The organism is Mesorhizobium jarvisii (assembly GCF_003601985.1).
Classification (GTDB): domain Bacteria; phylum Pseudomonadota; class Alphaproteobacteria; order Rhizobiales; family Rhizobiaceae; genus Mesorhizobium; species Mesorhizobium jarvisii.
Genome location: NZ_QZXA01000006.1, coordinates 198722 through 214457 on the forward strand (window position 1 = coordinate 198722; position 15736 = coordinate 214457).

Genomic DNA, 15736 nt, shown 5'->3' on the forward strand with positions numbered 1-15736 from the left:
CGGCATGAGCAAAGTGCAATCACATGGCAAGCATCACGATCCGCAACCTTGACGATGAGGTCAAGGAGTTGCTGCGCCGGTTGGCGGCGGAAAACAACCGTTCCATGGAAGAACAGGCGCGGGTGATGATCCGGGCCGCTGTCGACGGCCAGATCGGGCCTGCCCGCATAGACCAGATCGAAAAGACCTTGCGCGAACTGACCAGCACGCACAATGCGGCAACCCCGGTTGCGGCCCCTGCGGGCAAGATCCTTCCGCGGGGAACGCTTTCCGGCAAGCGCATCCTGCTCATCATTGGCGGTGGCATCGCCGCCTACAAGGCGCTGGACCTGATCCGCCGGTTGCGTGAGCGCGGAGCGGCGGTTCGGGTGGTGATGACAGCGGCTGCACAGGAATTCGTCACCACCCTGTCGGTTGGCGCGCTGTCGGCCGATCACGTTTTCACCGAACTGTTCGATCGCAATGACGAGCATGATGTCGGCCATATCAGGCTGTCGCGCCAGGCTGATCTTCTGGTCGTGGCGCCCGCCACCGCCGATCTGATGGCCAAGCTCGCCAACGGCCATGCCAATGATCTGGCCTCCACCGTGCTGCTGGCCACCGACAAGCCGGTGCTGATGGCGCCGGCGATGAACCCGAAAATGTGGTGGCATGCCGCGACCCGCCGCAACCGTGCGACCTTGGGCAAGGACGGCGTCACTTTCGTCGGCCCGGCCAGAGGCGAAATGGCCGAAAGCAATGAAGCCGGTGAAGGCCGCATGGCCGAGCCGCCGGAGATCGTCGCCGCGGTCGAAGCGCGGCTCGATACCGGCCCCAGGCCTCTGGCAGGTCGCAAGATCATCGTCACCTCAGGCCCGACGCATGAGCCGATCGACCCGGTGCGCTATATCGCCAACCGTTCCTCCGGCAAGCAGGGCCACGCCATCGCCGCCGCATTGGCAAGGCTTGGCGCCGATGTGCGCCTTGTCTCCGGCCCAGTGAGCATTGCCGATCCAGCCGGTGTGAAAACCATCCATGTCGAGCGCGCGCAAGAGATGCGCGATGCGGTCGAACAGCTTTTGCCCGCCGATGCCGCGGTGTTCGTGGCCGCCGTCGCCGACTGGCGCAGCGAGAATTCGGCCGGCGAAAAGATCAAGAAGGTGGCGGGCGAAGGACCGCCGGTGCTGCGCATGGTCGAGAACCCCGACATCCTTGCCGGCGTCGGCCACCACAGCCAGCGACCCGGTTTGGTCGTCGGCTTTGCCGCCGAGACGCAGGATCTTTTGCGCAACGCAGAGGCAAAGCTCGCGAAGAAAGGCGCCGATCTGATCGTCGCCAACGATGTGTCGCACGAAAGCGGCATCGGCCCTTCAGGCGTCATGGGTGGCGATCGCAACCGGGTGCGGATCGTGTCGAAGGCCGGCGTCGAGGAATGGCCCGAAATGACCAAGGACGAGGTGGCGGCGCGGCTCGCCACCCTCATTGCCGAGCGGCTGAAAACAACAGTCGTTTGACGTGTATTGGAGCAATTCCGGGAAGGCGCGCAGCGCTTTCCCTAGGGAATTGCGAACAGCAAAGACTACATGCGGCGCCAGTTGGACGCCGCGCATCCGATTCCGGACTGAGCCGTCAGTTTGACAAGAGCTCCGCCGTGCGGGCGAGCGCGCCGCCGAAACCGTTGAGCGGAATGGAAAAGCTCACCGCTTGTCCCGTATCCGCCGCGAAGGCGTCGATCTTCAGCGTCGTGCCGTTCTTGAGCAGCGGCGCGACATTGGCGTCAAACGCCACCGGCACCAGGCAGCCGACGGCCTGGCAAGTGTTGAATGCCAGGCTGCCGTCCAGCTTCTGGTCATCGATGGTCAGGGTGACGCCCTTGGCGAGCGCCAGCCCAAACGGCAGGGCAAGAGTGCCTGTCGCGTCATCGCCGGTCTTGCTCGACAGTTCGATCGCCAGCAGCCGTTGGTTGCTTTGCTTGTTGAACTGTTGGTGCGACAGGCTGCAGACCTTGTTCGTGCCCGATATCTGGCAATTGACCGTCCAGTCGCCATGGGTTTCGGACAAGGCCGATGCCCCGCCCGGCAGTTGTGGCGCATCGGCTGCGGCGGGCGGAGCCGCCACCTTGTCGCCTTTGGTCTGCGCGGCCACTGCCGGCACACCGGCGATGCAGGCCGCACCCAGCATCGCAACCAAATACGCGTATTTCCTCATCAAGACCTCTCCCGCCCGGCTCCGCCTCGAGCCAGCCTGGAAACTGACTTTGAGAGACAGCTGACTGTATTCTGTTGACCGTTTCCCCGAAGGCGCCATTGTACCTGACGGACATGCGGGCGCCATTCAGCCCGAGGCCGGCGCCGACCCGATAGAGCGGCGAATCGATCGCTTCCGTCAAGTGCAATGCGAGGTTGCCGGGCAGAATCTGCGCCGCCGCGAAGCGACCTTCGATCTCCCGCTTCTTGTGTTGGAGAACTCCACTCCCGGCCTTCCATAGAGGCAACGCTGGCAATCTCACTAAATGCGATGTCCGTTCCGGTCTCCAGCGCTGGCGTTGCCTGTAATCCGTGGCCGCAGGCCGGACGGCGGGGTCGCGATTGATTTCAAGGTAACAGATGGACCAGCCATGGCATCGCCGGACAAACACCCTATATTGCGGGAATGAACAGGATTTTTCGCGGGAATATGCCGACGTCGGCGCGTCGACTATCGATGAGATTTGCATCGGCGGTGCTGGCCGCGACTTTTGTGGCCGGCTTTGCGCTGCCCGCTTCCGCGCAGGTGGCCAATCCCGCGATCAACAGCAACGCGCTGATCCAGCAGAACGATCTGCAGGCCTTGCAGAGCCGCATTCAGCGGCAGCAATTCCAGTTGCAGCAACAGCAGTACCGCGACCAGGACCGCGTAATCGTCCAGCAGCCACCGCCGGTCGTGCCGCGGGTCAGGCCGGGCTGCCAGACGCAGATCATCGGCAACACGGCCGTGAGCACCTGCCGCTGACAGGCGGGCTTCTTTTATTTAGCCGACTTACATGGTAGGGGACCTTGAGGGTGCCCCTGCGGCAGTTTGGGTTTGCAAAGGCGCCACGTCACGCTATGGGGCACTGACCGACTGGACTATTGCAGATGACAACCACGAAGAAAAAGGCCGTACGCCGGGCCAAGAAAGGGGAAAGAATCCGCCAAGTGGCGGCGATCCCCTTTCGCTTGACCGCGGATGGGAGTTTCGAGGTGATGCTGGTCACGTCGAGAACGACGAGACGCTTCATCGTCCCCAAGGGGTGGCCGATGAAAGGCAAGAACGGACGCAAGGCCGCGACCATCGAGGCGATGGAAGAAGCCGGCGTGCTTGGCAAGACCCTGAAGCAGCCGGCCGGCACCTATTCCTATTGGAAGCGGTTGGCCAACCGCTTTGTCCATGTCGACGTCATCGTCTACCTGCTTGAAGTGACCGAGGAACTGGCCAACTGGCAGGAGGCCAAGCGGCGACAGCGGGCCTGGCTGACGCCGGCCGACGCGGCGATGTTGATCGACGAACCGGATCTTTCGACGCTGGTGAAGACCCTGACACTTCCCCAGCCCACGCCGACCGACGCGACCTAAAGCAATTCCAGAAAAAGTGTGAACGGTTTTCAAGGGAAAGCGCGTAGCGCTTTCCCTTGGGAATTGCGTCAAAACAACAGGACAATTCCTCAGCCGCTCGTACCGCCCTCTTCGGGAAGAGGGCGTACCGGCATGCCGGTATAGGCCCACAACCATTCGCGCGGCAGCGGCCCCTTGTTGCGCTCGCTCTGCTGCGACTGCTCCCAGGCGTGCGCCAGGATGCCGACGGAGCGTGACAGCACGAAGAGCCCGCGCGTCAGCGGCGGCGGGAAGCCGAGTTCGCCATAGATGACGGCCGTGGCGCCATCGATGTTGAGCGGCATCCTCTTGCCTTTGCGGCGTGCGACCTCCGCCTCGATCACCTTGGCGATGTCGGCGAACCGTCCATTGACGACGCCACGCGCGGCAAATTCGCGGGTCAGTTCCAACAGGCGCGGCGCGCGCGGATCGACCGGGTGAAAGCGGTGGCCGAGCCCCGGCACATAACCCTTTTCCTCGACGAAGAACCGGTCGAGCCGTACCGAGACCGCCTCCCCCAGCGCCATCCCGCCATCGATCGCCACAGCGATATCCCCGTAGAAGGACAGCGCTTGTTCGCCGGCGCCGCCATGCACGTCGCCGAGCACATTGATGGCCGAGGCCATGGCGCTGTTGATGCCGACACCACAGGTTGCCGCCATGCGGGCGATGGCGATCGACGGCGCCTGCGGCCCATGGTCGACCGCCGCGCCCAGCGCGATGCCGAGCAGTGCCGCCTGGTCTTCGCTGGGCAATTCACCACGCAACATCAGCCAGATCATCGCCGGGAAGGAGACACGGCCGATCAGGTCCTGGATTTCATAGCCGCGCAGCCGGATGACGCCGGGGCTCATCTCGATGATGCCAGTCTGCCACCATTCCTCGCCGCGCTCACGGCCTGACTTCTTCTCCGCGTCGCTCATGCCCGTGCCTTTGCCTTGGCGCGCGGCGACAGGCCGGCGAAAATCTCATCCATATGCTCGCCGAGCGCCGGTGGCGGCTTCGTCGGCAACGGCGCCGCGCCATCGACCATGAAGCCGCCGCGCAGAACGGTCAGCGGCCTGTCCATCCCGGCGACATCGTCAAAATTGGCGGTCACCTGGCGTTCGAGCACTTGCGGCTCGGCCAGCACTTGCGGGATCGTCAGCACCCGGCCCGCCGGCACGCCTGCCCGGTTCAATCTTTCCTCCCAGGCGGCCGCCGGAGCATCTGTCAGGGCGTCCTCGATCTCGGTTTTCAGCGCCGCACGGTTCTTCTTGCGCGTCTCGCGCTCCGCGAAGCGAGGATCGGACGCCAGTTCCGGCCGTCCAATCAGCCGGCAAAGCGTCACGAACTGCTCCTGCTTGTTGGCGGCGATGTTGAGCAATCCATCGCCGGTACGAAAGGCGCCGGAAGGTGCCGCCGTCATGTTCTCATTGCCCATCGGCCTGGGATCGACCCCTGCCGTCAGATAGTTCGACACCGGCCAGCCAAGCGCGGAAAGCGTGCATTCGAGCATCGAGACGTCGAGGAAGGCGCCCTCGCCCGTTGTCTTCTGCCTGACCAACGCCGATGCGATCGCGAACGCGCCGACTAGCCCGCCCAGCGTATCGGCGACCGGATAGCCGACGCGCAGCGGCGCCGTTTCCGGCGTGCCGGTGATGCTCATGATGCCCGACAGGCCCTGGATGATCTGGTCGTAGGCGGGATTGTCGCGCATCGGCCCGGTCTGGCCGAAACCCGATATCGCGCAATAGACGAGACCGGGGCGGACAGCCTTCAGCGCCTCATGGCCGAGGCCAAGCCGATCCATCACGCCGGGGCGGAAATTCTCCACCAGCGCGTCGGCACTGGCGACCAGATCGAGGAAACGCTCGCGATCGGCTTCTGTCTTCAGATCGAGCATGACAGATCGTTTGCCGGCGTTCTGCGCCAGGAACGAGGCGCCCATACCGGCTTGGTTGAGCCTTGGCGAACCGCCGAGCTGACGCGCCAGGTCGCCGCCTTGCGGTCCCTCGACTTTGATCACGTCGGCCCCCAGCAGCGCCAGCTGATAGGCACAATAGGGCCCGGCCAGAACATTGGTCAGGTCAAGGACGCGGATACCGGAAAGCAGGTCTGTCATATCGTCTCAAATCGATCAGGCATCGCCCGGCACATGCTCCGGCCCGCGCCGCCGGCGGTGCTCGATGAAGGCCCAGAAATGCGGCCCGACCAGGCCGATGAAGGCGAGCGTCAGCAGCGTCAGCGACAGCGGATGCTTGTAGAACACCGACCAATCGCCATTCGAGATGGTCATCGCCCGGCGGAACTGGGTTTCGGCGAGCGGTCCCAGGATCATGCCGATGATCACAGGCGCGGTCGGGAAATCGAAGCGCCGCATCAGGAAGCCCGCCGCCCCCAGGAGATAGAGGATCACGAGATCGATGGGCGATTGCGAGATGCCGTAGGTGCCAACGGTCGCGAACACCAGGATGCCGGCATAGAGCTGCGGAGCCGGGATCTTCAGCAGCCGCACCCACAGTCCGATCAGCGGCAAATTGAGGATGACGAGGATGACGTTGGCGATGAACAGGCTGGCGATCAGGCCCCAGACCAAATTGGCCTGCGTCGTCAGGAGCAGCGGCCCGGGATTGATGCCGTAGCTCTGGAACGCCGACAGCATGATCGCCGCCGTCGCCGAGGTCGGCAGGCCGAGCGTCAGCATCGGCACCAGCACGCCGGCGGCCGACGCATTGTTGGCGGCCTCCGGACCGGCAACGCCCTCGATGGCGCCGACCGTGCCGAATTCCTCCTTGTGCTTCGACAGCTTCTTCTCGATGGCATAGGACAGGAAGGTCGGGATTTCGGCGCCACCGGCCGGCATGGCGCCGATCGGGAAGCCGATCGCCGCACCGCGCAGCCAGGCCTTCCACGAGCGGCCCCATTCGGCCGCGGTCATGTAGAGCGAGCCTTTCAGCGGCACGATCTCGTCCTTGCCGGCATAGCGGCGCGAGGCCATGTAGAGCGTCTCGCCGACCGCGAACAGGCCGACGGCGGCGATGATGACGTCGACGCCGTCGAGCAGTTCGGTCGTGCCGAAGGTGAAGCGCGGCTGGCCAGTCTGCAGGTCGACGCCGATCATGCCGATAACGAAGCCGGCAAACAGGCTGGTGAGCCCGCGCACGGAGGACGAGCCGAGCACGGCCGAAACCGTGATGAAGGCCAGCACCATCAGCGAGAAATATTCGGCCGGCCCGAAGGCCAGCGCGAACTTGACCACCACCGGCGCCAGGAAGGCGACACCCAGCGTGCCGAGCGTGCCGGCAACGAACGAACCGATAGCCGAGGTGGCAAGGGCAGCACCCCCACGGCCGGACCGCGCCATCTTGTTGCCCTCCAGCGCGGTGACGATGGTGGCGCTTTCACCTGGCGTGTTGAGCAGGATCGACGTCGTCGAGCCGCCATACATGGCGCCGTAATAGATGCCGGCGAACAGGATGAAGGACGCTTCCGGCGCCACCTGATAAGTGATCGGCAGAAGCAGCGCGATGGTCAGCGCCGGCCCGAGGCCAGGCAGCACGCCGATGGCGGTGCCGAGCGTGGTGCCGAGCAGGCACCACAGAAGATTGACCGGGGTGAAGGCGACCGAGAAGCCGTGGGCGAGTTGTTCGAGCGTGTTCATGGTCTCACGCCCCAAACGCGCCGGCAATCGCGTCGATCACCGTGTTCAGCTGGTTCTCGATGAAGCCGGCACCGATGTTGACGCCGAGCGCCCTGGCGAAGCCGAAATAGGCGGCCAGCGCCAGGACAAGGCCGGTGAGCGCGTCGCGCAGCGTATGCCTGCTGCCGAAGCCGTAGCAGACGAGAACGAACATGATCACCGATGCCGCCGTGAAGCCGAGCGGCCGGATGAGCAGCAGGTTGGCCAGAAGGCCGATGACGACAAAGCCCATCGCCCTCCAATCGGTCGGCGTTTCCTTTTCCTCCTCCGGCTGCCATCCGCCGCGAAACGCGGCGAGGATGAGCAGCAGCGCAAGCACCATCAGGCCGACCATGGTGAGGTAGGGAAAGACGGTCGGGCCGACCTTGGAGTAGAGCGGCGACACCGGGATCGCCAGCGTCTGCCAGGCGACAGCGCCGGCACAGGCGAGAAGCCCGATGCCAACAAGCAATTCCGGCACGGCAAGGCGCGAGGGCGCCGTCGGCTGGTTGATGGTGCTCATGGAATGTCCTCCCCAGGATTACGGGCCAAGACGGCTGTCATCGGCCTTCATGCTGTCAGTCCATGACCGATCTCATCTGCGATGCGATCGGCGGACTTGAGAAAATAAGGGACGGCTCGCGCCGTCCCCTGGGGAAATCAGGCGAGGCCGAGATCCTTGAGGATGGCTTCGATACGCGCCGAATCCTCGGCAACGAATTTCGCATAGTCGTCGCCGGTGAGCAGGATGGGCGTCCAGTTGCGGTTCTTGCATTCGGTCGCCCAGGCATCGCTCTTGGCCATGGCCTCCACCAGCGTGATCATCGCCGCCTTGTCGGCGTCGGACACGCCAGGGGGCGCGAAGACGCCGCGCCAGTTGAACAGTTCGACATCGATGCCGGCTTCCTTCAGCGTCGGCGCGTCGATGCCGTCCTGGCGCTTGTCGGCCGAGATGGCGAGCAGCCTGAGCGCGCCGGCCTTGACCTGTTCGGAGAATTCGCCAAAGCCGGAAATGCCGGCCGCCACCTGATTGCCGAGCAGCGCCGACAAGGCCTCGCCGCCGCCGGCGAACGGCACATAGGAAAGATTGGTCGCCGGAACGCCTACCGTCTTGGCGATCAGGCCGAACAGGATGTGGTCGGAGCCACCGGCCGAACCACCGGCGACGGGAACCTTCGTCGGATCGGCCTTCAGCGCGGCGACGAAATCGGCGGCCGTCTTGAAGGGCGACTCCGCCGGCACCACCAGGGCCTCGAATTCGCCGGTGAGACGGGCGATCGGCGTGACTTGCGTCAGATTGTTGGCGGCCTTGTTGGCGATGATGGCGCCGACCATGACCATGCCGGCCACCATCAGCGAATTGCCCTTGCCGTTCCACTGGCTGATGAATTGCGGCAGCCCGACCGTGCCGCCGGCGCCGCCGACATTGGTGATCTGCGAGCCGGAGATCAGCTTCTCTGCGCGCATCACCTGATCCATCGTGCGCCCCGTCTGGTCCCAGCCGCCGCCGGGCGCCGCCGGAACGAATATCTGGATCTGCGGTGCCCCTTCGGCGAAAGCGGGCGTGAGATGAAGTCCTGCAAGGCCGGCAGCGCCTGCAGCCGCCGTGCTCATCAAAAATCTGCGTCTGTTCAGCATGGGATTCCTCCAGATCGCGACACCTCCTCCGGTGCCTGCCAAACGCGCCTGCATTCACAGACCCGTGATCGAGTTCAAGCAGATGTTACCGAGTTCTGTCAACGGGAACGATATTCTGCTGGACAGAACGCCCCGGCAGCGCGACAGACTGGCCCTCGGGCATCTCGGGGTTGGAACCACAATGGACTCACCAAGCAGATCAACTGATGCTGTAAGCCGGCGCGCGTCCGCCGAAGGTGTCGCGGCCCTTGATCGGGCGATTGCCATCCTCGATGCCTTCACCACGGCCGATCGCTCGCTCAGCCTGGCGGAAATCGCGGCGCGCACCGGTCTTTACAAGAGCACGATCCTGCGGCTGGCCAGTTCGCTGCTGCGTGGGCAACTGCTCGAGCGGCTGGACGACGGGCGCTATCGCGTCGGGCCTGCAACCTTCCGGCTGGGCACGCTCTATCAGCGTTCGGTCGTGGCGGTCGACATCCTGCTGCCGATCATGCGCGACCTTTCCGAGCGCAGTTGGGAGAGCGTTGCCTTCTATGTCCGCTCGGGCGACGTCCGCACCTGTCTTTACCGCGTCGAATCCAAGCATCCGATCCGCTACACGATCCGCGAGGGTGACGTATTGCCTTTGCTTCTCGGCTCCGGCGGCCGCGTGCTTGCGGCGTTTTCCGGCCAGCCGGGCGAACCCTATGAGACCATACGCCGGACCTGCAACTGCCTCGCCGTCGGCGATCGGGATCCCGAAACGGCGGGCATCTCGGCACCGGTATTCGGACCGGGGCGTGTGCTGCTCGGCGCGCTGACGCTGGCTGGTCCCAGCACGCGCGTCGATGCCGCCTTCCTCGAGCGCATGAAACGGCCTCTGCTCGAGGCGGCAGCCCGTGCCACCCGTGCCTTTGGCGAGGATGCCTCGATGCTCGAACAGGCAAGTCTCGCAACGGAGACTGTGCGCTAGCCGCGCGGTTGCGGCCCGGAAAAGGACCGATAAGCTTCGAATACAACCCGATTCAACTCGAAGCAGTCACTTGACGTGGCGTAATATTCGGCTACCCAAATCAAGAAAAGGCTCATAGAGGACGGAACTATTTATTTGCTGTTAAGTCCCGCGTGATACCCGCTTGTTGTCGCCATTTGAGCGACATGAGAGAAGAAAATCGTCTCAACCGACGGGTGAAACAGTCGGACAGACGCGCTGACAGGATCATGGCACGTCCGTGGATTCTAAGCCGTCATCGATGGACGCCAGCCCCCGTCTTCTCGGGCTCGTCTGGCCGTTCATCGCCGTCGTCCTCATCCAGGCGCTGGTCGCCAGCCTCAGCCTACACACCCTTTCGGCGGTTCGCGCCTATGTCGGCGGCGAAAGCCAGTGGTCCAAGGGGCAAAAGCACGCCATCTATTTCCTCAGCCTCTATGCGGACACCGGCAATGAGGAGTTCTTCGGCGAGTATCGCGAAGCGATCGCCGTTCCGCTCGCCGACCGTTCGGCCCGCCTGGCGCTGGAGCAGCCCGAGCCCGATACAGAGGCCGCGCGGGCAGGCTTCCTGCAAGGCAGAAACCACCCGGACGACGTCGCCGGGATGATCTGGCTTTTCCAGAATTTCCGGAACTTCAGCTATCTCGACACCGCCATTCGGGACTGGGCAGCGGCCGACACGATGATCCTCGCCATCCAGCGGCTCGGCGATACGATGCATGCGACGCTGGGCAAGGGGCCGGCGTCGGCAGCCGAGATCGGCGCCTGGAAAGCGGAAATCCATCGGCTCGATCATCAGGTCACCCCGTTGTCCAAGGCTTTCTCGGACAGTCTCGGCGAAGGATCGCGCTTCATCCGGATGCTGCTTACCTTCGCCAATCTCGTCACGGCCGCATCGTTGATCCTGCTTGCCGTGTGGCGCACGCGCAAGCTCCTGGCGCAGCGCCAGGCCTTCCAGTTGGCGCTCAATGCCGAGCGCGAGCGCGCCCAGATCACGCTGGCTTCGATCGGCCAGGCCGTCGTCTGCACCGGCCGCGACGGGCGGCTCGACTACATGAATGCGGTTGCCGAGAAGCTGCTGGCATGCCCGCTCGGCACTGCCAGGGGCAAACCCATCGCAGCGTTCTTTCGCCTCGTCGACAAGGACACCGGCGTTGAAGAAACGCAGTTGGTCGAGCGTCTCCTGGCCGGCGAAGCGCGCCGGTCCAGCGCCCGTCCACAATTGCTGCAGCGGCCGGACGGCTCTGTTGTTCCCGTCGCATTGACCGGCGCACCGCTGCTCGTTTCCGGTGAGGTCGTCGGTGCCGTGCTCGCCTTCCACGACATGACGCGCGAAGAGGATTATATCGAGCGGCTTTCGTGGCAGGCTTCGCATGATGCGTTGACCGGGCTCGCCAACCGGCGCGATTTCGAAAGCCGGTTGGAAAGGACCATCGTCGAATTGCAGGGCCAGCCCCGGCAACACGCCTTGATGTATCTCGATCTCGATCAGTTCAAGCTGGTCAACGATACGTGCGGCCATGCGGCGGGCGACCAGTTGCTGCGCCAGATCTCGGCGCTGCTGACCTGCGATTTGCGGCCGGGCGACGTGCTGGCACGGTTGGGCGGCGATGAGTTCGGCGTGCTGCTCGTCGATTGTGGAGCCAACGAAGCGTGCGACATCGCCGAACGGCTGCGCGCGGCGGTGCAGAACCTGCATTTCGTCTGGGATGGCAGGCCGTTCAACACCAGCGTCAGTGTCGGCATGGTGGAGATCGCCAATGCGCAGGTGACGATCGAGGAAACGCTACGGGCCGCCGACGTCGCCTGCTACATGGCCAAGGAAAAGGGCCGCAACCGCGTCCAGATCCACAGCGATGGCGACGTCGACTTGCGCGAGCGTTTTGGCGAGATGGCCTGGGTGCAGCGCCTGCACGCCGCGCTGGAGCAAGACCGTTTCCGGCTTCATGCTCAGGAAATCTGGCCGCTCAACGACGACGTCGTCGAGGCTGGAGCGCATATAGAGATCCTGTTGCGGCTGACCGACGAAGATGGCAGCTTCGTCACCCCGCAGAGTTTCATTCCCGCGGCCGAGCGCTACGGCCTGATGCCGTCGATCGACCGCTGGGTGGTGCGCAACACCTTCCGCATCCTGGCCGCCCGGCAGGCCGATCCGCGCACGCCGCCCATCGCAACATGCGCCATCAATCTTTCCGGCGCGACTTTCGGCGACGAAAGCTTTCTCGGCTTCCTGCGCGAGCAATTCCTCATCCATGGCATTTCGCCTGCCATGATCTGCCTGGAGATCACCGAAACCAGCGCTATCGCCAATCTCACCAACGCCATGCGCTTCATTGCCGATCTGCGCGGCCTGGGCTGCCGCTTCGCGCTCGACGATTTCGGCTCCGGCATGTCGTCTTTCGCGTATCTGAAGCACCTGCCGGTCGACTACCTCAAGATCGACGGCAGCTTCGTCAAGGACATGCTGGACGACCGCATCGACCGCGCCATGGTCGAGATGATCCACCACATCGGCAAGGTCATGGGCAAGCGCACCATCGCCGAGTTCGTCGAGAGCGACGGTATCGCCGCCGCGCTGAAGACCATCGGCGTCGACTATGCCCAGGGCTATGGGATCGCCAGACCGACGCCGTTCGATGCCTCGACGGTGCTGCTAGGCCGAGGCGTCACGCCGGCCGTCGAAAGCGTCGATCCATGGGCCGATCTGGCGCGGAAGCTGCGCCGCAAGGCGGGCTAGTCTACCGGATCTGCAATGCCGTTCAGGACAGCCGCTCCAGCAGCACGGTCGGCGCGTCATGATAGGTGGTCCGCAACACCTCGCGATAGCCGACCTTGTCAGCGACATTCAACGAGGCGGTATTCTCGGGATCGATGATGCAGACGGTTTTCACCCGTCCGAAGGTTTCTTCGCCCCAGGCCAGGACACGGCCGACGACCTCTGTGGCGAGGCCTGCCCCGTGCACTTCCGGCGCCAGCGCCCATCCGGCCTCGGGAATGCCTTCGATCGACGGCTCCATGTCGCGCTTCAGGTCGTGAAACCCGGCCTCGCCGACGAAGCGGCCCGTCGCCTTCTCCTCGATCGCCCAGAAGCCGTAGCCGAGCAGCGACCACAGGCCGGCATGACGCAGGAAGCGCATCCAGCTTTCCTCGCGCGTGCGCGGCTTGCCGCCGATGAAGCGGGTAACGGCCGGGTCGGCCCACATTGTTGCATAGGCGTCGAAATCCTCCAGCCGGTGCGCCCGCAGAATGGTTCGCTGCGTCTCGATGACGGGAGCGACGGTCACTTTGCGGTTGTTCATGGGATTTTGCCTCGCTGATCTTGTCCGCGCTTAGCAAATTGCCCCTGCGGTGCAAGGGCCAGCGGACGACTCGCCATCATCCAGAATAGCAGCCCGAAGCAGATCTTCAGCCGCGCCAGGCCATCGGATACAGGGGGCGTTCCAGACCGGTCATGCCTGCGAACCTAACGTGCCTGGACCGAGCGTCAACGCCGCCTAAGACCAGGGATTCAGCTTCTATGGGAATTCTGCCCGACGGTGTTAATTTCCCGGCAGGCTGATTCAGCACATTTGCGGCGCGACCTTTTCAGACGCGTGCTCAACCCAAGGAAAGAAACATGGACACGACCGACCTTGTGCTTGCCATTATCCATCATCTGCTGGTGTTTTCCCTGGCAGGGATCATCGGCGCCGAATTCGTGCTGATCCGCGGCGACCTGCCCGCCGTAGCCCTCAAGCGACTCGCGGGCATCGACCGCCACTATGGCATCATCGCCTCACTCATCATCATCGTCGGCATCGGCCGTGTCTTCTGGGGCCTCAAGGGTTGGGAGTTCTACGTCTACAACTGGATGTTCTGGGCCAAGATGGCGGCATTCGGCATTGTCGGCCTGCTGTCGATCATCCCGACCGTGCGCTTCATTTCCTGGAACCGGCAGGCCAGCGCCAATCCCGCCTTCGCCGTGCCGGCGGGCGAACTGGCCTCGGTGAAGACCTATATCCGCGCCGAGGCCTTCGTCTTCCTGCTGATCCCGGTCTTCGCGGCGGCGATGGCGCGCGGTTACGGCTACCAATAGATCTGGAATAGAACGTGAGCGAGTAGGGTCTGCAATCGGCATTTGCCGAAGCCGGTCGACTATCGACCGTTTCGGATCCCGCCTTGTGGTTCGAACATCTATCCGTTGCGTGCCGGCTGCCGCGGATATCCCAGTTTGCCATTTGAGTCCGATTGCAATCTATTGGCCTGCGCTGGTTGTTGTTTCATCCGCGGCCGGCATTGAGAGGAGTTCCGCGCAGCGGTTTATTCATATCCCGGAGGAGAATTACGATGCGAAAATTTGTTGCCGCTCTGGCCGCCGCCGCGGCCGTCACGCTTTATTCGTTCGCCGCCGACGCACAATCCTATCCCGAACGTACCATCACCGTTGTCGTGCCGTTTGCGGCAGGCGGTCCGACCGACACCGTCACCCGGCTCGTCGCGGAAGCCATGTCGAAGGATCTCGGCCAGCAGGTCATCGTCGAGAATGTCGGCGGCGCCGGCGGCACGCTCGGCGCGGGCCGCGTCGCCAATGCCGATCCCGATGGCTACACGCTGCTCCTCCATCACATCGGCATGGCGACGAGTGCGACGCTCTACAGAAAGCTGGCCTACGACACGCTGAACGCCTTTGAATATGTCGGCCTGGTGACCGAAGTGCCGATGACCATCATCGGCCGCAAGGATCTTCCGCCGACCGATCTGAAAGGGCTTGTCGACTACGCCAACGCCAACAAGGACAGCATCACCGTCGCCAATGCCGGTATCGGTGCGGCCTCGCATCTGTGCGGCATGCTGTTCATGAGCGCCATCGGCACGCCGCTGGTCACCGTGCCCTACAAGGGCACCGGCCCGGCCATGACCGATCTTCTCGGCGGCCAGGTCGACATTATGTGCGACCAGACCACCAACACCACCAAGCAGATCCAGGGCGGCACGATCAAGGCCTATGCCGTCACCTCGCCGGAGCGCCTCGACGTGCTGAAGGATGTGCCGACGACGATCGAAGCCGGCCTCCCCGCGGTGCAGGTCGGCATCTGGCACGGCCTCTATGCGCCGAAGGGCACGCCGGCCGAGATCACCGACCGCCTGTCGAAATCGCTCCAGGTTGCCCTGAAGGACCCAAACGTCATCGCCCGCTTCGCCGAACTCGGCACCAGGCCGTCATCGGAGGCCGACGCGACGCCGGCGGCGCTGAAGGCCAAGCTGGAAAGCGAGATCGCGCGCTGGAAGCCGATCATCGAAGCCGCCGGCCAGTACGCCGACTGATGGCTTGAAACGGGGCGCCCGCGGCGCCCCGTTCGCTTCGATCCGATTTCCCATTTGCAACGGCAGGCTCCAGCGCCTGGGAGGACCGTCATGAAACCTTTCGCAATCGACAGGACCAACGGCCTGTGCGCCGCGCTGTTCATCTTTTTCGGTGCGTTCTTCGCGCTGCAGTCGCTCAGCCTCGAAATCGGCACGGCGTTGCGCATGGGGCCGGGCTATTTCCCGCTGGTCCTGGCGATCGTGCTGATCCTGCTAGGCGCCATCATCCTCGTCCAGGCGATACGCGTCGAGGGCGAGCCGATCGGCCCAGTGGCGTGGCGCGGCATGTTGTTCATCCTGCCGGCGCCGATCTTCTTCGGCCTGACGGTGCGCGGCCTCGGCTTCGTGCCGTCGATCTTCCTGACGGCGCTGATCGCCGCCTTCGCCAGCGGCCGCATGAAGCCGCTCACCGCGCTCGTGTTGTCGGCTGGCCTGACGCTGTTCTCGGTCCTCGTCTTCAGCTACGCGCTCGGCCTGCCGTTCCAGCGCTTCGGCCCCTGGCTGCCCTCATGGCTGGCATTGTGAGACGCTGAC

At 64.1% G+C, this 15736-nt stretch carries 15 protein-coding genes; 8 read left to right on the forward strand and 7 right to left on the reverse strand.

Features of this window, described 5'->3' with window-relative positions; translation table 11 throughout:
• The first annotated feature begins 23 nt into the window (after positions 1 to 23).
• A complete protein-coding gene (coaBC, locus tag D3242_RS16945) occupies positions 24 to 1493 on the forward strand; it encodes a bifunctional phosphopantothenoylcysteine decarboxylase/phosphopantothenate--cysteine ligase CoaBC (RefSeq protein ID WP_064980867.1) in 1470 nt (489 codons plus the stop codon).
• A gap of 115 nt (positions 1494 to 1608) precedes the next feature.
• Here coaBC and D3242_RS16950 read toward each other — a convergent pair whose 3' ends face one another.
• A complete protein-coding gene (locus D3242_RS16950) occupies positions 1609 to 2187 on the reverse strand; it encodes an invasion associated locus B family protein (protein WP_027047394.1) in 579 nt (192 codons plus the stop codon).
• A gap of 444 nt (positions 2188 to 2631) precedes the next feature.
• Between D3242_RS16950 and D3242_RS16955 the strand changes: the two genes are divergently transcribed.
• Both D3242_RS16955 and D3242_RS16960 read left to right on the forward strand, forming a co-directional pair.
• On the forward strand, positions 2632 to 2970 hold the full coding sequence (locus D3242_RS16955; protein ID WP_019861167.1) for a hypothetical protein: 339 nt from the start codon (positions 2632 to 2634) through the stop codon (positions 2968 to 2970).
• 125 nt (positions 2971 to 3095) lie between these two features.
• Positions 3096 to 3572, forward strand: coding sequence for an NUDIX hydrolase (locus tag D3242_RS16960; protein ID WP_064980868.1), 477 nt, complete (start codon positions 3096 to 3098; stop codon positions 3570 to 3572).
• A gap of 89 nt (positions 3573 to 3661) precedes the next feature.
• Here D3242_RS16960 and D3242_RS16965 read toward each other — a convergent pair whose 3' ends face one another.
• The 5 genes from D3242_RS16965 to D3242_RS16985 form a co-directional block, all read right to left on the reverse strand.
• Positions 3662 to 4513, reverse strand: a complete 852-nt coding sequence (locus tag D3242_RS16965; protein WP_064980870.1) for a citryl-CoA lyase — start codon at positions 4511 to 4513, stop codon at positions 3662 to 3664.
• Positions 4510 to 5694 (reverse strand): CaiB/BaiF CoA transferase family protein, encoded by a 1185-nt coding sequence (locus D3242_RS16970; RefSeq protein ID WP_064980871.1) that lies wholly within the window; start codon positions 5692 to 5694, stop codon positions 4510 to 4512. The genes D3242_RS16965 and D3242_RS16970 overlap by 4 nt, the downstream gene beginning before the upstream one ends.
• Before the next feature lie 15 nt (positions 5695 to 5709).
• Positions 5710 to 7233, reverse strand: a complete 1524-nt coding sequence (locus tag D3242_RS16975) for a tripartite tricarboxylate transporter permease (RefSeq protein ID WP_064980872.1) — start codon at positions 7231 to 7233, stop codon at positions 5710 to 5712.
• A 4-nt stretch (positions 7234 to 7237) separates the two neighbouring features.
• Positions 7238 to 7774, reverse strand: coding sequence for a tripartite tricarboxylate transporter TctB family protein (locus D3242_RS16980; protein WP_038649623.1), 537 nt, complete (start codon positions 7772 to 7774; stop codon positions 7238 to 7240).
• Between the two features lie 137 nt (positions 7775 to 7911).
• Positions 7912 to 8889 carry a Bug family tripartite tricarboxylate transporter substrate binding protein gene (locus tag D3242_RS16985; RefSeq protein WP_064980873.1) on the reverse strand — a complete coding sequence of 326 codons (978 nt, stop codon included), beginning with the start codon at positions 8887 to 8889 and terminating at the stop codon, positions 7912 to 7914.
• Positions 8890 to 9070: 181 nt separating this feature from the next.
• On the opposite strand from D3242_RS16985, the gene D3242_RS16990 reads away from it, so the two are divergent.
• Positions 9071 to 9841, forward strand: coding sequence for an IclR family transcriptional regulator (locus D3242_RS16990; RefSeq protein WP_038649629.1), 771 nt, complete (start codon positions 9071 to 9073; stop codon positions 9839 to 9841).
• A gap of 280 nt (positions 9842 to 10121) precedes the next feature.
• On the forward strand, positions 10122 to 12596 hold the full coding sequence (locus D3242_RS16995; RefSeq protein WP_038649632.1) for an EAL domain-containing protein: 2475 nt from the start codon (positions 10122 to 10124) through the stop codon (positions 12594 to 12596).
• Positions 12597 to 12618: 22 nt separating this feature from the next.
• Here D3242_RS16995 and D3242_RS17000 read toward each other — a convergent pair whose 3' ends face one another.
• Positions 12619 to 13158 (reverse strand): GNAT family N-acetyltransferase, encoded by a 540-nt coding sequence (locus D3242_RS17000; protein ID WP_019861178.1) that lies wholly within the window; start codon positions 13156 to 13158, stop codon positions 12619 to 12621.
• Between the two features lie 317 nt (positions 13159 to 13475).
• Between D3242_RS17000 and D3242_RS17005 the strand changes: the two genes are divergently transcribed.
• From D3242_RS17005 to D3242_RS17015, 3 genes are all read left to right on the forward strand, one after another.
• Positions 13476 to 13934, forward strand: coding sequence for a DUF2214 family protein (locus D3242_RS17005; protein ID WP_064980874.1), 459 nt, complete (start codon positions 13476 to 13478; stop codon positions 13932 to 13934).
• Positions 13935 to 14185: 251 nt separating this feature from the next.
• Positions 14186 to 15163 (forward strand): tripartite tricarboxylate transporter substrate-binding protein, encoded by a 978-nt coding sequence (locus D3242_RS17010; RefSeq protein ID WP_038649638.1) that lies wholly within the window; start codon positions 14186 to 14188, stop codon positions 15161 to 15163.
• A 90-nt stretch (positions 15164 to 15253) separates the two neighbouring features.
• Complete coding sequence (locus tag D3242_RS17015; protein ID WP_019861180.1) at positions 15254 to 15727, forward strand: tripartite tricarboxylate transporter TctB family protein; 474 nt, start codon at positions 15254 to 15256, stop codon at positions 15725 to 15727.
• The last annotated feature ends 9 nt before the right edge of the window (positions 15728 to 15736 follow it).

Excerpts from the sequence above, each read along its gene's own strand:
- D3242_RS16960 (WP_064980868.1), top strand. The coding sequence starts at position 3,096 with ATGACAACCACGAAGAAAAAGGCCGTACGCCGGGCCAAGAAAGGGGAA.
- D3242_RS16995 (WP_038649632.1), top strand. The coding sequence starts at position 10,122 with ATGGACGCCAGCCCCCGTCTTCTCGGGCTCGTCTGGCCGTTCATCGCC.
- D3242_RS16990 (WP_038649629.1), top strand. The coding sequence starts at position 9,071 with ATGGACTCACCAAGCAGATCAACTGATGCTGTAAGCCGGCGCGCGTCC.
- D3242_RS16980 (WP_038649623.1), bottom strand. The coding sequence starts at position 7,774 with ATGAGCACCATCAACCAGCCGACGGCGCCCTCGCGCCTTGCCGTGCCG.
- D3242_RS16985 (WP_064980873.1), bottom strand. The coding sequence starts at position 8,889 with ATGCTGAACAGACGCAGATTTTTGATGAGCACGGCGGCTGCAGGCGCT.
- D3242_RS16975 (WP_064980872.1), bottom strand. The coding sequence starts at position 7,233 with ATGAACACGCTCGAACAACTCGCCCACGGCTTCTCGGTCGCCTTCACC.
- D3242_RS16950 (WP_027047394.1), bottom strand. The coding sequence starts at position 2,187 with ATGAGGAAATACGCGTATTTGGTTGCGATGCTGGGTGCGGCCTGCATC.
- D3242_RS17005 (WP_064980874.1), top strand. The coding sequence starts at position 13,476 with ATGGACACGACCGACCTTGTGCTTGCCATTATCCATCATCTGCTGGTG.
- D3242_RS17000 (WP_019861178.1), bottom strand. The coding sequence starts at position 13,158 with ATGAACAACCGCAAAGTGACCGTCGCTCCCGTCATCGAGACGCAGCGA.
- D3242_RS17010 (WP_038649638.1), top strand. The coding sequence starts at position 14,186 with ATGCGAAAATTTGTTGCCGCTCTGGCCGCCGCCGCGGCCGTCACGCTT.
- D3242_RS16970 (WP_064980871.1), bottom strand. The coding sequence starts at position 5,694 with ATGACAGACCTGCTTTCCGGTATCCGCGTCCTTGACCTGACCAATGTT.
- D3242_RS16965 (WP_064980870.1), bottom strand. The coding sequence starts at position 4,513 with ATGAGCGACGCGGAGAAGAAGTCAGGCCGTGAGCGCGGCGAGGAATGG.
- D3242_RS17015 (WP_019861180.1), top strand. The coding sequence starts at position 15,254 with ATGAAACCTTTCGCAATCGACAGGACCAACGGCCTGTGCGCCGCGCTG.
- D3242_RS16955 (WP_019861167.1), top strand. The coding sequence starts at position 2,632 with ATGAACAGGATTTTTCGCGGGAATATGCCGACGTCGGCGCGTCGACTA.
- coaBC (WP_064980867.1), top strand. The coding sequence starts at position 24 with ATGGCAAGCATCACGATCCGCAACCTTGACGATGAGGTCAAGGAGTTG.